Genomic DNA, 17,021 nt, shown 5'->3' on the forward strand with positions numbered 1-17,021 from the left:
ATTTCAACAAAAGTAGTACATAATCAAATAAAAAACCTCAGTAATACTACTTACTTAAAATACCTTTTACTTCAAATTTCTCCCAACAGCAAATTTCACCAACGAAGCGGCACTTTTTATGCCAAGTTTTTGCATTATATTGTATCTATGAGATTCGACAGTACGAATGCTCAACCCAAGATTTTCTGCAATTTCTGCGCTTGTAAGTCCTTCTGCAACAAGGTTCAAGACGTCCTGCTCTCGTTTCGTTATCGAAACTTGTTTTACGTCTTCAATATTCGAAGGCATAACCTTGTTTTGGATGATTTGAATGATAGATTTGCTAAAAACTCTCTCGCCTTGTGTTACGAGTTTGATGGATTCTATCAAATCCTTTGCAGAAATATCTTTAGTAAGATACCCGTCAGCACCTGCAGCTAAAGCCTGTTCAAGATGTTCTGCATCTTCGAATGCAGTCAACATTATAACATATGTAGTTGGGGAAACTCTTTTTATTTCATTTATAGCTTGAATTCCTGTCATCTTTGGCATCAAAATATCCAATAATGCAACGATTGGCTTGTGATATTCAGCCAATCTTATAGCATCTTCTCCATTTGCACCATCATCAAGAATTCTGATAGTCTTGTCAACAGACAATAGTCTTCTTATACCCGCACGTACTACTTCGTGGTCGTCAGCTATAATGGTCGTAATTGGGTTGTCGATTTCAAAAAGCATAGTGTTCCTTAATTTTTAAAGTGCATCTGATGGCATTCGCCAATCAGCTCTCGGAGATAAATTCACTGAACCTATCTTGATTCCGTCAGGCACAACATTTCTTTTGAACTGATTTTTGTAAAATCTATCAAAAAAAACTAAATACCATTTTTCAATTTCATCATTTTCGAACAAACCACTAAACGCAATTTCGGCAATAGTCATAATTTTGGTTTTATCAAAACCAAAACGTACTGTATAATATATAAAAAAGTCGTGAAGTACGTATGGTCCAATGATTTTTTCGGTTTCTTGTGATAAAGTATTCCCCTCTCCTAAGGGTAATAATTCGGGTGTGATAGGAGTGTTTATAATATCATTTAAAACTATTTGCAAACTATTTTGAATTATAGAATTGACGTACCAACTGATAATGTATTTCACTAATGTTTTGGGAATTCCTGAGTTAACATTGTACATGGACATGTGGTCAGCGTTGAAAGTATTCCAACCCAAAGCAATCTCCGACAAATCACCCGTGCCGATTACGATGCCTTTCATTTTGTTAGCCATATCCATCAAAATCATTGTGCGTTGCCGAGCTTGAGCATTTTCGAAAGTTACATCGTGAACGTTTGCATCATGGCTGATGTCTTGAAAATGTTGTAAAACAGATGCTTTGATATCAATAATTTTAAGAGTACATTCAAATGATTCGGCAAGCTTGATTGCATTCGATTTGGTCGCTTCAGATGTTCCCATTCCGGGCATCGTAATCGCAATGATACCCTTTCGGTCAAGTTCGATTTTATCGAAAGCCATTGCTGTTGCAATCAAAGCCAAAGTGGAATCCAATCCGCCCGAAAGACCTATAATCACAGTCTTAGACTTGATTTGCAAAAGTCTTCTCGCCAATGCTGTTGATTGAATCTGCAAAATTTCTTCACAAACATTTGAACGTTCACCTTCAAATTCGGGTACAAAAGGAGTTGCCGAATAATGCCTAAGTATTGCATCAACATCTCGTTCTTGCCAATCGAAATTGATAGTTCGGAAATTAATGGTCGCTTGCGAACCTCCATAAGAGTTGTTGCGCTGCCTGTCATGTCGGAGCATTTGCAAATCTATGTCAGCGACGCAATATTCAGTTTCAAAGCTGAAGCGTTTAGTTTCTGTGAGAATCTTACCGTTTTCAGCTATCATGCAATTGCCTGAAAACAATGTATCGGAAGTAGATTCCCAAGGACCGCATGATGAATACACATATGCCGAAATCGTTTTTGCGGAATGATTTTGCACGAGTTCTTTTCTGTATTTATACTTTCCGAGATATTCGTTACTCGCCGAAAGATTGAACAAAATTTCAGCACCTGCTAAAGCCAAATCGTTGCTTGGTGGAGCAACTGCCCACAAATCTTCGCAAATTTCGATACCAAATCGTAATTTTCCGTCAAATGATTCGAAAATTAAGTCAGCTCCGAATGGAATCGCTTCGTTTTCGATAGTAATTCTGTCGCTTACTCGGTCGAATTCAGAACTGAACCAGCGTTCTTCGTAGTATTCGGCTGAATTGCATATGTAGCTTTTGGGTACGATGCCGAGAATTTTACCGCTTTGGATTACAATAGCACAGTTGAAAAGTTTACCGTTTGAACTGAGTGGCGCCCCGATGATAAACACAGTGCTTAATTTTGTTGAAAAATCTTTTAGCGTTGCAATTGATTGCATAGTCAAATTGGAAAGTCTTTCGGAAAAAAAGAGGTCTGCACATGTATAGGCAGTGACACTTAGCTCGGGGAATAAGATGAAATGTGGCGATAAATACTCAATTTTAGTAATAAAATCCGTCATCACAGAACTGTTAAAATCTGGGTCTGCGATTTTTAATTTTGGAGCTACAGAAATGATTCTGCAATATCCCAAATTATTTATATTTTTACTCATAAACTTATACTAAAATTTAATGATTTTTTTTCAATTTTCAAAATTTAATGTCATTATATCGACGTATTTCACGAAAAATTAATGAAAATTTGTATTAATTCTTCAAAAATCTTCAGAAAAGCTAAAACTACAATCTTTTTATTCATTATTATTATATAATATAACACATTTTTTCTAATAATCACAGAATTATATTTCAATTTGAATGGCATTATTATTGTTGTAGATTTCTTCTTAAATATAAAAGAGATTGAATATGAAAGTGCTTAACATTCTAATATCCGGAACAAGTTTTTGGAATCCGGGAGATGACTTTATAAGAGATGGCGTGATTGAAATCCTCAAACGCCTGTATAAGGACAATCATCTCAATTTTATGTTCTACAATTTCAATGAGGACTTTCTGCCATACAGCAAATTCAAAGGCGTCCATAATATGGTCTCCCCCGGCGATGTTGGCAGATTAGCTCCACATTTGGATTTGATTGTCATAGCCGGGTTACCCGTTGGGAGAGAAATCAAAGACTTATACCTTGAAATTCTCAAGCACAATTTGACGGATAAAGTGATTTTGTTAGCCGCCGGATATGAGAATTTTTATATTGACCGCCATATTGTCGAATATCCCGAAATTGAAATATTCAAAAGTGCGAAGATTATAACCTCAAGAACGGCAAAGCGACCGCCAATCTTCGACGAACATAATTTGAACTTTCATCATATCAACTGCCCGGCGCTACTTTCAGTTCCTGAAGTGAAGAAAATATTGCCCGGCAAAAATATCGAGCATATTGGGATGTCTATCCAAATTCCTTATGAAATGGGCATTATTAACCAAGCTACCGGCAAGGAAATGTTTGAGCTGAATATGCAAATAATGCAATCCTTGTACGGAAAATACAAAATCACTCTCGTGGCGCATCACAAAACGGAATATTTCAGCTTCCTCAACTTTATTAAAAATAGAAATCTCGATATAGATTTAATTTTCAGTTCATTTTATCAAGATTTACACGACGTTTACCGCGAATTTGATTTAGTGATTTCTACACGTTTGCATGCCTGTTTGTATGGATTAGGTCATGGAATACCAGGAATTGTAATCAACGAGACAGGCAGACACACTCATTGCCTCGAAGGTTTCATTCATGTTCCTTGGGTGAATAATTTTGAATCATTCGAGCAAGAGTTTGAAAAGATGCTGAGCTTGGATTTATCGCAAGTAAGCAGAGAAGTTGAGCAATTCAAAATTGATTTGGTCGGTAAATATCTTACTACATTAGCTCCTGTTCTGGATTTGCCCGGAAAAGTTGCATTGCCATGCAAACCCGAAAATGATAAATTGAACATCGGTTGCGGAAATGATTACAAATCCGGCTTTGTCAATATTGATGGCAATACAAAGTTGGAGCGGGTTGATTACTTTTTCGATATAAAGCCCAAAAGCCTAAAAGAGCATTTCCAAAGCGAATCATTTTCGTACATTTTAGCACAAGATTTTATAGAGCATCATTTTCATTGGGAAGCACTCGAATTGCTTGCGACTTTCCATTACTTGCTCAAAGCTGATGGGTACATTGATTTGCGTTTGCCAAATGTTGAATCCTTGATTGATTCCGATATGGATTTGGAGGACAAAATTAAGTGGCTTTATGGCGGGCAGGACATTGGCTCTACGCTTGAAGGCTCCGAAAATGACGAAGGTAGAAAATCGCATCCGCAATACTTTTGCCACAAATACGGCTGGACGAGCGATAGCATCGTCAGTGCTTTGGAATCGCTTGCTTATACGAATATCACAGTTACCCGAAATGGCGTAAACATGCAGGTAACTGCGTATAAAAGCAGTGATTTTGATGTCTCGCTTTTTGATGAAATGATGGCTCAAGGCAACATTAAAAAAAAAACTTATTAGTTGAAAGTCCCAAAGTAACGTCGAATATTGACACTGCTTTTGAAAGTAAATATTCTGATACAATAGGCAGTGTATTGATTCTCCGCACGGACTCAATCGGTGATGCTGTTATAGCATCCGGAATGTTGGAGTATATCAAATCGCACTACAAAAACCCCGAAATCACAATTCTTTCGCAAAATTATCTGAGCAATTTCTACGAACAATGCCCATTTGTTGATTCAATTATCACATTTGAAAAAAACCAATTTCTCGAGAATTCCGCTTACAGGGCTGATTTCTTGATTTCATTAGCCGGACGAGAATATGATTTGATGCTCAATACAGTCTATTCGCGAGATGAAGTTTGCGATACAATTGCAAATTCAATATTAGCGAAACAAAAAATCGCTTTTGATGGCGACAACTCCAATTTAGAAGAAGAAATCAGGCTGCAAAACAATTCAATTTACAACCGGATTATACAAAGTCCAAATTCAATCATGCCGGAAATCAAGCGAAATGAGCACTTTTTGCAATCATTGGGAATAAGAGATGCAACTCTTGAGCCATGGATTTGGCTGAGTAAGGAAGACCTGCGATTCAGCGAAGATTTTGTTGCCAATCTTGACAATCATTCAACCAAAATCGTAGCATTATATGGCTGTGCACAATATTCGATAAAAGATTACCCGCAACTCGCCCAGGTGCTGAAATTAGTCAATCTGCGAAATTCATATCATTTCGTTTGCCTTGGCTCCGAAAAAGATTGGCAAAAGCATGAAGAAATTTGCAAAGCCGCAAATGTAAAATATTCTAATCTTTGCGGTCAAACAACAATTAGACAAGCAGCTGCGATTATTTACAAATCTGTTGCAGCAATCGGCGTGGACACTGCTCACGCACACATCGCGACAGCTTTGGGGATTCCAAATTTGGCGATACTTGGCGGCGGTCATTTCGGAAGATTTTATCCCTATGACAGGATGCAAACCGCGATTATCAATGCGCTGGAATGTTACCAATGCAATTGGGTTTGCAAATTTGATAAGCCACATTGTTTGACTGACATTCAAGCTGAGGATATTGCAGATGCTTTTTTTGAAATGCAAAAATCATCGGATAAGCCACGAATCTATTTGTCCAACGCTTCAAGTTGTGATGATAAAACTAATGCTGAATTACGTTCATTTGCTGAACAGCATTCAATTAACATTGTTAAAAAGAGAATTCAATTAAGTGGAATTGCCACAACGGGAAAGCAAAATTTGAAGTTTTCGGTGATTACCCCCACTTTGAATCAAGCAAAATATATTGAAAAAACCATTCTAAGCGTTTTGGCTCAGGATTATCCGAATTTCGAGCATATCGTTATTGATGGTGGCTCGACGGACGGAACTCAGGAAATATTGCGAAACTACCCGCATTTGAAATGGATTTCGGAAAAGGATTCGGGACAGACAAACGCTTTGAACAAGGGTTTGAAAATGGCGAGTGGCGATATCGTCGCTTGGCTCAATTCCGATGATTATTATTTTGACGGTGTTTTCGCAGAAGTCGCCAAATTTTTCAATAAAAATCCGAACGAGCGCATCGTTCATGGCAATGCAAAACTTGGAATCGAAGCAGCGAATCAAACGATTGATTTAAAGCATTTTGATTACGATTTTGACGAGATTTTGCAGTATTGGTACGGCGTAACTATGCCTACTCAACCGGCAGTATTTTTCAAACGTGAATTGCTTGACGAAAACGGATATTTTGACGAGACTTTGCGATATGCTATGGATTTCGAGTATTGGTGCAGGATTTCTCGGCGAAATAAATTCAATCACATCAACAAATTTTTCAGCTATTATTTGTTGCACAGTTTATCTAAAAGTGGCGAATCCGGCGATTGGTCGCAGTTTTACCCTGAATGGCACCAAGTTTATACAAAGTACAAATCCTTCTCGCAAAAGATTCCTCAACAAACGCTTTTGACAATATTCATTCCGTTTTCATCAAAATTTGTAACTCAAGATAATATCAAGGATTTGACAAAAGCCGTTTCGCAATTGGGCAATCAGCGTATGAGAGATGCCGAAATTGTGATTTGCACAGATATTGACGACCAACTATTGCAAGATTTGCAAAGTATTTCGGCGATTGAAGTGAGGATTATCCAAACAAATGATTTTTCCAAAGATAATTTGCTCAAGCTAATTCTTGAAAAAAGTTCAGGAATTCTCATTCATTGTCCCGATTACAATTTCGAATACATCGTTGATTGGTACGGGCAATTGGTGCATAAATTCCTCGAATCACCTGATGAATACAATGTGCTATCGGACAAGAACGTAGCCGGCGAATCGCTCTATTTCAGCCGAAATGAGCTATTATTGCCGAATCAACTCGTGAAACGGAGCTTTTTGAAACAGCATCTGGGATTGGAATTTGACAAGGCAAAATCTTTAGAAAATGAGGATTCATTAATATTCTCAGTGATTATCCCAACTTATAATCGAATTGACATACTCGAAAAATGCCTCGAATCTCTTTCAAAGCAAGACTTCCCTACCGAAAATTTCGAGGTCATTATAGCCGATGACGGCTCGACTGACGACACCGAAATGAGAGTGAAAAATTTCAAATCGAAGTATAAAATTATTTATCTCAAGCAAGCAAATTCAGGTCCTGCAACTGCGCGGAATAATGCGATTAGACATGCAAGCGGGAATTATTTGCTAATCTTGAATGATGATGCAATTCTTGAAAAAGATGTTCTCTCCGGGCATTATCGCCATCACAAAACAAACCGAACAAAATTAGCTGTAATGGGTACTTTTAATTATCCACAAGCGGAAATGGAAAAGATTTTCACTTATTTGGCAGTGAAATCCGATTTCATTTTTCCCGCTTCAAAGTTGGTCACAGGTGGCTTATACAACTATCTCTACTTTTGGACGTGCAACATTTCAGTCGAGAGAAGTTTAGTCGATAAAGCAGGAATGTTTGATGAAAACTTCCGCGAACCAATGGCAGAAGATATCGAATTAGGGCTGCGTTTGCAAAGATTGGGTTTGAAAGTTCTATTTGACGGAACAATCAAAGCTACTCATTTGCATGATATTAGCATTGATATGTTCATCAAACGGCAAAAGATGTGGGGACGCAACCACTACAAATTGCTATTGAAATACCCATCTGCTGCTAACCCTGAAATTTTGGAATTAGCCTTAGACAACGTTGACATTGTGATTATTCGAAATATCGAAAATGTAATCGCAAACAAAGGCGATGAAATCCAGAGAATTGTAGAATTAATGCGACGCTTTGAGTTTGAACCATTCATAGAAGGGCGAAATTACAAGTTGAACGGAGTAGTTCTCAGCAAGGAACAATTCGTCGAAGCGATGATTGGATTATTGAGCAAAGTTAATATTTTTTACTACCAAATGGGAATTTACGAAGAGTACAAGCGGCTGAATCCTGCAATTTTTGAATCAAAAACCGAAATTACAGACTTTAAATATGAAATAAGTGTAATTATCCCCACTTTTAATCGAATCAACACCCTGAAAAAGTGCATTGACGCATTATCAAAGCAAACTCTATCGAAAAGTAAATATGAGGTTTTAGTTATAGATGACGGCTCTACTGACGAAACTGAACGCGTGATGTCGGAATTTCAAACGACTTTGAATTTCAAATATATCAGACAAAGCAATGCAGGTCCGGGTGCAGCTCGCAACAAGGGAATTAAAGCGTCGCAGAGCAAATACGTACTGATAATTAATGATGATACAATCGCAAGTGATAGCCTGTTAGAAGAGCATCTGCTCTATCAGCAAAGATTTTCAGGGAAGAAGTTTGCGGTTCTCGGCACATTCGATTATGTGGAATCGGCTATCGAGCATCCATTCACATACTTTTTATCGAAATACCCCTTGATTTTTGATTACTCGGTGATGGAAAACGGGAAAGTTTACGGATACAAGCATTTCATTACTTGCAACATCAGCATTGAGCGAAAGGCACTGCTGGACGCAGGATTATTCGATGAAGATTTCCGAGAACCTATGAGCGAAGATACGGAATTGGGCTATCGTTTGCAAAAAATGGGCTATTCGGTGCTTTATTCCTCTGAGTTGAAATCAAAACATGACCACACTTTGACGGTTGAAAATTTCCGTAAACGCCAAGTTATGAACGGTAGAAACACAGTGCTATTGATTAAAAAACATCCCGAAATTTTGGAGCTCGAACATAAGATATTCGGATTTAGAAGCTTGGGCGAAAAAACAATTTCTCAAGCAAAGGCATATATAGCAGAAAACATCTCTGTCGAAGCTGAAATTTTACGCGAAGTTCAAAAGGTGGAGCAGTTCAAAATCAAGAATGATGCAGTTATTTTCGAAGGTAAAAAATTAGACTTGACAACCGAAGATTTGATAAATTATTTCCTGTCGAAGGCTACTGTGCTTCATTTTGTAAATTTTTACAAGGGTTTATTGGAAGGAATAGAAAAATTTCAAAGCTCAAAATTAATTGAAACTAAGCCCGAACTTGCACCCACTGCAATTGTCGAAAATACAAAATCGAAGAAGATACTTTTCACAATGTTTGGATGGGACGAAAGTGGTGGTGGCACAATGTTTCCAAAAGATACAGCAATTGCACTGGCTAATCGCGGATATGACGTTACAGTCTTTTATGCCGGATTGCGACATCCCAGAAATGAAACCCCATACTTTGTAGAGAGCAAAATTGTTAACGGTGTAAAATTGGTTGGCATATTCAATCGTAAATTTGATTTCATAATTCCGAATGAACCGCAGTTAGAAGTTCGCGATGAACATATTCTTATGGAATTTGAAAATTTAGTCCGCAGGCTGAAGCCTGATGTTGTGCATTTCCAAAACTTTTTGGGATTGGGGTTTGCGATAGCTGCTATCCCGCGAAAATATGGCATCAGAGCCATATACACTCCTCATAATTATCATCTCATTGACCCACAGCTTTATATGTTTGGCTCGAACGGACGAAAATGGGATAACGTAGTTTTTGCAAAAAATTCAGATTTGGTAAGAACATACCCTCATTTAGAAAATGAATATAAGAAGCGAAACAAAATTGCAATCGAATTGATAAATGACAATATTGATTTGACGTTGGCTATTTCAGGTAGAGTCAAAGGCATCTTGGTAGAATCGGGTTTGAATTCTAACAAAGTTATCGTAGCTCACCAAATACCCAAATTATACAACGGCAAACACGAACAAGGCAAAACGAGAACTTCGGTCCCGGTGAAAATCGGGTATATCGGCTCGCTAATACCTCATAAAGGAGTACATATTCTCGCTGATGCAGTTCAATCAATCAATCCTGAAAAAGTTAATATAAAAATTTACGGGACAGGACCCGGCAAATACATAGAGCAAATCAAGAAAATTGACCAAAACAAAGTATGTGATTTCAAAGGTGAATACAAACGAGAGAACTTAAGCCAGATAATGTCCGGTCTTGATTTGGCAGTCATACCAAGCATTTGGGAAGAGGGTGCGGGCTTGGTGATTCTTGAATGCCAATACTACGGAGTACCGGTAATTTGCTCTCGCATTGGCGGAATGCCCGAATTCATCAATGAAAACGAGAACGGCATGACTTTCCAAGCTGAGAATGTAAGTGATTTGGCAAAAATTCTACAAGATTTAATCAAGTCGCCCGGTAAGATTGATTTCATGAAAATGAACACGAATCTTGATAGAAATTTCGAGGATTTCATAGACTTTTTAGAGCAGACCTATTTTGAAATTAGTGCCACTATGAAAAGTTTTCTTATAAAAGATTTTTTAATCTGATTTAAGAAAATTGATGGAAACTTACCTTCGTTTAACGATAAATTTCGTATTTTGCATAGTTGAAAGTTTTAATTTATAAATTTTTAGGTATCACTATGAATAAGTATTTACTAACATTATTGGCATTTGTTTTTATGACAAATTCAATTTTAGCAGAAACAATAGAACATACAGTAATTTTAGGAAAAGATTACCAGAATGATGTGTGGTTCAGTTTAGAAAACGGTATTTTGCAGCAAGAAAACAAGGACAATTGGGATTTGGCTTTCCAAACAGGTCAAAGAGCAGGTATTCTTGTAAACGGACAAAAAGGGATGAAGATATGGGTCGTTCCCGGAAGTAACGAAAATTCATTTGATAATCAAGTTGATACTAACGGAATGAGTTCAACATGGGAATCAGCAATAAATTCAGAGGAATCTTGGCACGTAGGAGCTTTAAATCTGGGTAAAGACGGATACATAACCGGTGGTGACTTTGGTTGGGGATACTATGATTTGTCAACTCACTACATTGTAGGAGACAAAGTCTTTATCATTAAAATCTCAAACAATTCGTACAAAAAATTCATGATTGAAACGTTGGCAGCGAGCGAATATTCGATTCGATACTCAAATTTAAATGGTACAGATGAGACAATAGCAGTCATCAAAAAGAAAGATTATACGGGACAAAATTACGCATACTTCTCGTTTGCAACAAATTCTGCTAAAAGCCGCGAGCCATTGTCACTTGATTGGGACTTGGTATTCGGGAAATATGAAAGTTTGATTCCAATCGGACAAGGTCAATTCATGGCTTATCCTGTGACCGGCGTAAAAAGTAACCTTAGCATTAGAGTTGCAGAATTGAAAGGCGTTGACCCAATTTCAGTTATGCCACCTGCAATTAATGATGACAATTATTCTGAAGTAATAACTACAATTGGCTCTGATTGGAAAACATTCAGCCAAGCTACCAATGAATATACCATACCGACAGATTTGGTTTACTTTGCTTACAGACATATTGAAGATGCACCTGAATTAATCGTTTACAAAATTGTCTTTACTGAATTCTCAGGGTCGGCAGAAGGTATAATCAAATTCGACTTTACTCCATTAGGAATAACTTCTGTAGAAGATTTCCCGGGATTGTCATATGGCATACATCCTAATGTAATTGGTCAAAATGAATCTGTTAATTTTGTTTTGAACTATGACACTTTGCTCGAAAACATCAATGTTCGAATCATGTCAATAGATGGTCGCGAAGTGATGAACAAACAGTTTACAACTCAATCCGGTTTGAATGCTATTGATTTGGGAGCAATAAACGCACCAACAGGAATGTATTTTGTAGCAGTTACAATTGGAAATAAAGTCTATCACGACAAGATTATCGTAAGATAAAAAATACGTCGGAGATATAAAAAAAAAAGTGGCTATTCTTGCGAACAGCCACTTTTTTTTTGTTTTGTGATTTTACATATAACGATGAATTTCGCCGACATGCTGGCGGAAAGTAGGTTTGTATTGCACAGGTTCACGCCCGAAGCAAACGCCCATAGCCTCGTAAAAAGCGATTTCCTTAAGCTCAACATTTCGTTGTTTGATAGCTTCTTGTGTCGGGATATAAATAATTTCTTCAGCCTCTACCCCGACAATAGTTACACCCCAAATGCCTTTGTGCATAGCCAGAACAGCACCGCCACCAATTTGCTTGCCGAAAGTAACATCATATGCACTTGTAGCACCGGCACGGACTAAATGCCCGAGTTGGATTTCACGTATTTCGGGATATTGGTAAATATCTTCAACATAGATTCCTTCGCGTTTTAAAATCAATTCCCAATAGGAATCCTTTTGCATGCGGTCTTCGAGATGCTGACGAATATATTTGCCGACTCCGGATAATTTCTTATGTCCAAATGAATCCAAATTATCGGAAGCATCAGCAAAAAATTCTCCCTTAGTGTTTTTGACACCTTCTGCAGCAACGATGATATAGGTTGAGCCTTTGACATCGCTGGACATCAATCTGTTGACATAGGTTTGTTTGAAATGGTCGTAAACAACATCATAATCCACATGAATTTCGGGAATCAGAATACAATCCGCATCGGCACCGAGTCCTCCTCTGAAAGCCGTATGCCCTGAGTATCTGCCAAAAACTTCGATTACCAAAGCACGACTATGAGTAATGCCTGTGGTACGCAATTCGTCCGTAAATTTTGCAATCCGATTGATTGTCGAATCGCCTCCGACGGAATATGATTGTAAGTCCAAATCCATAGTTTTCGGAACATGAATACACTTGATACCATGCTCAATCAAATCAACCACGACACCACCCGTATCGTCACCACCGGCAATAATCAAGCCATCAATATTATGCTTTTTCAAGCCTTCTTTGATTATTTCGTACTTGTGTACGTTATTGATTTTACTGATTTTCACGCGTGAGTGTCCGGCTTCTGAGCCGGCTACACCCGAATGAATTTTGTCGGCACGAGCAAAATCTATGACAACAGGCGTGATGTTCGATAAATTATACAAACCGGCATAGCCATGAGGTATCAGGCACGATTCGATGCCTAAATGATATGCCATTCGAGCAGCACCTGAAATTACGGCATTCAAACCGCCGCAATCACCACCACTTGTAATGATGCCAATTCTTTTTATGTCAGACATTTATTCTCCCGATTTTTTTTTTAATGCACAAAAAGTAACTGTGCAAGTATAAATATTGGAAGTAAGACGATTATAGAGAATTTTATCATGTATGAAAAGAAGTCCGGCATCTTAATTCCTTGACTTTCAGCAATAGCTTTGACCATAAAGTTAGGACCATTGCCGATATAAGTCATAGCTCCAAAAAATACCGAGGCAGTCGAAATTGCTATCATAATGCTTTCGGGAATCCCCGCAACGGCTCCATTAAGCAATGAACTTGGGTTTAATTCTACCAACCCTACCTGCAAATAATAAAATGTAACTGCAGTCGGTGTATTGTCCAAAAATGCACTCAAAAATCCTGTTGCGTAGTAAAATTGTGCAGAAGTAACAATACCGAGTTCATTTGCATGAATCTTAAGATATTCGAGAGCCGGCACCATAGTTATAAAAATACCGATAAAGAGGTAAGCTACTTCTTGGATTGGTTCCCAATTGAAATGATTGCTTGCACGAACTGCCTTAGCAGTAAATGCCAATGAAAGTGCAGCCATCAGTAACAAAAAGCCTTCGCGCAAGAATCCATAATAAATACTATCATTGATGAATTCCATAGAATTTGGGTTGATAAATGCTACTCCACAAATAACACCAAGTAGGAATATGAAATTTCGTTTACCGGAGATTTTAATTGGTTTCTTATCTAACGAATCGCGTTTCAAATCTTCGGGTTTTTCCTTACTATAGTAGTATCTATCTACGAAATAATATACAATCAAAATTAAAGAATTAACAAAAATCCACTCTTTGAATAGATTCAAGAACCAGAAAAATTCGGCTCCACGAAGGTACATCATGAAAAGTGGCGGGTCGCCCAATGGAGTCAAGAGTCCACCGCAATTAGCTACGGTAGCAATGAAAAACAAAACAGTATGGACTTTGAATTTCCGTTGTGAGTTAGTTTGCAAAAGCGGACGAATCAACAACATTGCTGCACCTGTTGTACCCATCAGCGAAGCAAGTAGCGTTCCTATTAATAACATCAATGTATTTATATGAGGTTTGGCTTCTATATCGCCTTCGACATAGATTCCACCTGTGATTACAAATAATGAACCGAGCAAAATAATAAAAGGCACGTAATCAAAAAATACGATATGAGACAATTCGTATGATAGCCCTGTAAGCAGTAGGTAAAGTGCAGTCGGGACACCCAATACTAAAGCTACAATCAGCTTATTTTTGTTTGATTCCCAAAAATGATGCGCCACAAGTGGCAGCACGGCTATAGCGCCTAACATTAGAACAAACGGCAGTAGCGAATACAATGGTATGTTATGAGCGAGTTCCATTTCTAACCTTTTTTACAAATTTGTTAAATTCCAAAAGTCAAAATTAGGTAATTTTACAACTCAATACAAAATAATAAATGTAATTTGTTAATTTTAGGTAATCAAAATTGAATTTCGCTTAGACTAATTTTAACTTTTATAAAAAAATCTTTGCTTATGTTGCTTATTAATGATTAAAATTATGTAATTAATCATTAATTTAGTATAGTGAAAATATTCTAAGTTGATAAAATATGAATTTGATGAACCCTTGGGGTAAAGAAAAACTAAATATTGCAATGATTCTTCAGGGTTTATTTAAGAAACCTACCGAACAAGAAGAGGAGATACTGCGTGAAGTAAAGTCAGTTATATTGAACTATATAATACGGTTTGGGATAATAATAGGCTCATTGTCATTGCTCACGGGTATAATTTTAGCCTTCGAAATAGCAGACCCTTCTTATGGTGTGTTCATAATTATAATCTATTTGGCATTACTAAGCTTATTACTTATAAAAAAAGAGAAATACATACTCAAATCTAATTTTTTGTTGATTGGTCTTTTCGCTTTATCGGTTTATTTGCTTTTCAACTTTGGACCGGATTCTGCTGCTACATTATGGATACTGACATTTCTCATTACTACTACCATACTTAAAGGCGGAAAAGGTGCTATTACTGCATTCGGATTAATCATCATAGTCTTAATGGCTTATAGTATCACTTCTTTTTATGAGTTAATGAATTTGCATAAAGCAAAATTGTCCTTACTTGAAATTTTAACTATTTCATTCGACCTGATATTACTTTCGGCAATTATTGCGGTTAGCCTTTTGTTGCTTATCAAAGGTCTGACAGATGCTTTGATACTCTCCAAAGAAAGTAAAGACCAACTAAATGAACAAATGGAGATTGCAAAATTGGCAATTGATAGTTTGAAAGAAGAAATCGCTGATAGGATAATAGTTGAGAAAGAGCTTACTTACAGCGAAAGACGATTGAAGAATGTTCAATCAATAGCCAAAATTGCCAGTTGGGAATTAGATTTGAACAAAACACTATTTTGGGGAACTGAAGAGTATTTCAAAATAATCGGAATGGAGCCGGATACACGAAGTATATCGTATTCGGAATTCAAGCAATTGTGCCATGAAGAAGACAGACCATTACGTTCTAAAGCGATTGATTCGTTGCTGAACGGAGCTGAAAATTTTGACATTAGATACCGAATTTTCAGAGCTTCCGACGGTGAAATGAGATGGATACGTTCCTTAGGCGAATTAGTGAAAAATACATATGGAGTGCCGCTTAGAATAACAGGGACAATGCAAGACATTACGAAAGATATGGTTTTGCAACAAGAAATTATACAAAGCGAATCTCAGTTCAGAGCCTTATTTAACCAAGCTTCAGTTGCAATTCTATTGTTGGACAATATGCAATTTATTGATTGCAACCCAAAAGCCGAGCAACTTTTTGGTTTCAGCCGCGACAGAATCGTTGGGCTATCACCCGATAAGCTGTCTCCCAAATTTCAGGATGAAGGATTTAGTTCAGTTGAGATTGCAAAAGAATACGTTAATCGAGCATTAGAAGGCGAATCACTTGTTTTTGAATGGAAACATCTCAAAAATGGTAGAGAATTGATTGATGTCGAAGTCTCTTTGAATAGAATCCCCATCAAAGATTCTTTCATTTTGCAGGCTTTTTTGATTGATATTACTGACAGAAAGCAATACGAAAGAAAAATAATTGAAATCAACAAAGAACTTGAAAACCGTGTGGCAGATAGAACCAAACAATTGGAAACGGCTCTAAACGAATTGAGCTACGAAAATGACGAACGGAAACGCACTCAAGAAGAATTAGTGAGAACTCAAGATGATTTGCTTGCTGTTTTGTCCAAAGAAAAGAGCCTCAATGAACTTAAAAGCCGATTTATTGCAATGGTTTCACACGAATATCGCACACCTTTGACAGTAATTTTATCTTCAACATACATATTAGATAAGCTATACGAAAAGCATGACGAAATTTCATTCAAGAAGAATTTGGAACTTATCCGGCATTCAATTCAATCACTTACTAAGCTGCTTGATGACGTTCTGGTATTTGAAAAACCTACTACCAAAGATTGGCAAGCTACTTACAATACCATTGAACTATGCTCTTTCGTGGGCTCAATTATTGATGAAATTAAGATGACAATCGGGAAAAATAGAATTGTCAATGTCCAAAGTACAAACCAGAAGATTCTTATTGAATGTGACCAAATATCCTTGAGGAACATTATCAGCAATCTTGTTGCAAATGCTTTAAAGTACTCAAATGAGGATACAAGCGTGGATATTAGTATAATTGACAGTCAAACTTCAGTAAATATGCAAATCAAGGATTATGGTATTGGCATACCAGAAAATGAAATCGACAATGTATTCGACCCATTTCACAGGTCTCGCAATGTAGGAAACAAGCCGGGTACCGGATTAGGACTTGCTATCGTGAAGAAATATGTGGATTTGATTAATGGCTCGATTGCCTTAGAAAGTGAAGAAGGCAAAGGCACTACTTTCAATCTGAAGTTCGATAAGTAATCATCGTTACTAAGACCGACTTTCAAAATTTAACCAAAAAAAAACGGGATTTTACA

General features: G+C 37.2%; 8 protein-coding genes. 4 read left to right on the forward strand and 4 right to left on the reverse strand.

All coding sequences use genetic code 11. The features are described 5' to 3' along the window. Nucleotides 1–66: 66 nt before the first annotated feature. Nucleotides 67–720 carry a response regulator transcription factor gene (locus M9949_07425; GenBank protein ID MCO5251237.1) on the reverse strand — a complete coding sequence of 218 codons (654 nt, stop codon included), beginning with the start codon at nt 718–720 and terminating at the stop codon, nt 67–69. Nucleotides 721–735: 15 nt separating this feature from the next. Next, a complete protein-coding gene (locus M9949_07430; protein ID MCO5251238.1) occupies nt 736–2,643 on the reverse strand; it encodes an NAD(+) synthase in 1,908 nt (635 codons plus the stop codon). Between the two features lie 256 nt (nt 2,644–2,899). Here M9949_07430 and M9949_07435 point away from each other — a divergent pair, with 256 nt between their 5' ends. The 3 genes from M9949_07435 (at nt 2,900) to M9949_07445 (ending at nt 11,771) form a co-directional block, all read left to right on the forward strand. Then, nucleotides 2,900–4,558 carry a polysaccharide pyruvyl transferase family protein gene (locus M9949_07435; protein ID MCO5251239.1) on the forward strand — a complete coding sequence of 553 codons (1,659 nt, stop codon included), beginning with the start codon at nt 2,900–2,902 and terminating at the stop codon, nt 4,556–4,558. 74 nt (nt 4,559–4,632) lie between these two features. After that, nucleotides 4,633–10,380 (forward strand): glycosyltransferase, encoded by a 5,748-nt coding sequence (locus M9949_07440; protein ID MCO5251240.1) that lies wholly within the window; start codon nt 4,633–4,635, stop codon nt 10,378–10,380. 95 nt (nt 10,381–10,475) lie between these two features. Next, entirely contained in the window at nt 10,476–11,771 is a 1,296-nt protein-coding gene (locus tag M9949_07445; protein MCO5251241.1) for a T9SS type A sorting domain-containing protein, read from the forward strand. 72 nt (nt 11,772–11,843) lie between these two features. Here M9949_07445 and M9949_07450 read toward each other — a convergent pair whose 3' ends face one another. Continuing rightward, nucleotides 11,844–13,055, reverse strand: a complete 1,212-nt coding sequence (locus M9949_07450) for a 6-phosphofructokinase (GenBank protein MCO5251242.1) — start codon at nt 13,053–13,055, stop codon at nt 11,844–11,846. A gap of 20 nt (nt 13,056–13,075) precedes the next feature. Then, a complete protein-coding gene (locus tag M9949_07455; GenBank protein MCO5251243.1) occupies nt 13,076–14,389 on the reverse strand; it encodes a sodium:proton antiporter in 1,314 nt (437 codons plus the stop codon). 233 nt (nt 14,390–14,622) lie between these two features. On the opposite strand from M9949_07455, the gene M9949_07460 reads away from it, so the two are divergent. Next, complete coding sequence (locus M9949_07460; GenBank protein MCO5251244.1) at nt 14,623–16,965, forward strand: ATP-binding protein; 2,343 nt, start codon at nt 14,623–14,625, stop codon at nt 16,963–16,965. Nucleotides 16,966–17,021 lie beyond the last annotated feature (56 nt).

Origin of the sequence: Candidatus Kapaibacterium sp., from assembly GCA_023957315.1 — a bacterium.
Lineage (GTDB): Bacteria > Bacteroidota > Ignavibacteria > Kapaibacteriales > UBA2268 > PGYU01.

Bases quoted from the DNA above. Each gene is read 5' to 3' on its own strand.
- M9949_07425 (MCO5251237.1), bottom strand. From the start codon at position 720: ATGCTTTTTGAAATCGACAACCCAATTACGACCATTATAGCTGACGAC.
- M9949_07430 (MCO5251238.1), bottom strand. From the start codon at position 2,643: ATGAGTAAAAATATAAATAATTTGGGATATTGCAGAATCATTTCTGTA.
- M9949_07435 (MCO5251239.1), top strand. From the start codon at position 2,900: ATGAAAGTGCTTAACATTCTAATATCCGGAACAAGTTTTTGGAATCCG.
- M9949_07445 (MCO5251241.1), top strand. From the start codon at position 10,476: ATGAATAAGTATTTACTAACATTATTGGCATTTGTTTTTATGACAAAT.
- M9949_07450 (MCO5251242.1), bottom strand. From the start codon at position 13,055: ATGTCTGACATAAAAAGAATTGGCATCATTACAAGTGGTGGTGATTGC.
- M9949_07455 (MCO5251243.1), bottom strand. From the start codon at position 14,389: ATGGAACTCGCTCATAACATACCATTGTATTCGCTACTGCCGTTTGTT.
- M9949_07460 (MCO5251244.1), top strand. From the start codon at position 14,623: ATGAATTTGATGAACCCTTGGGGTAAAGAAAAACTAAATATTGCAATG.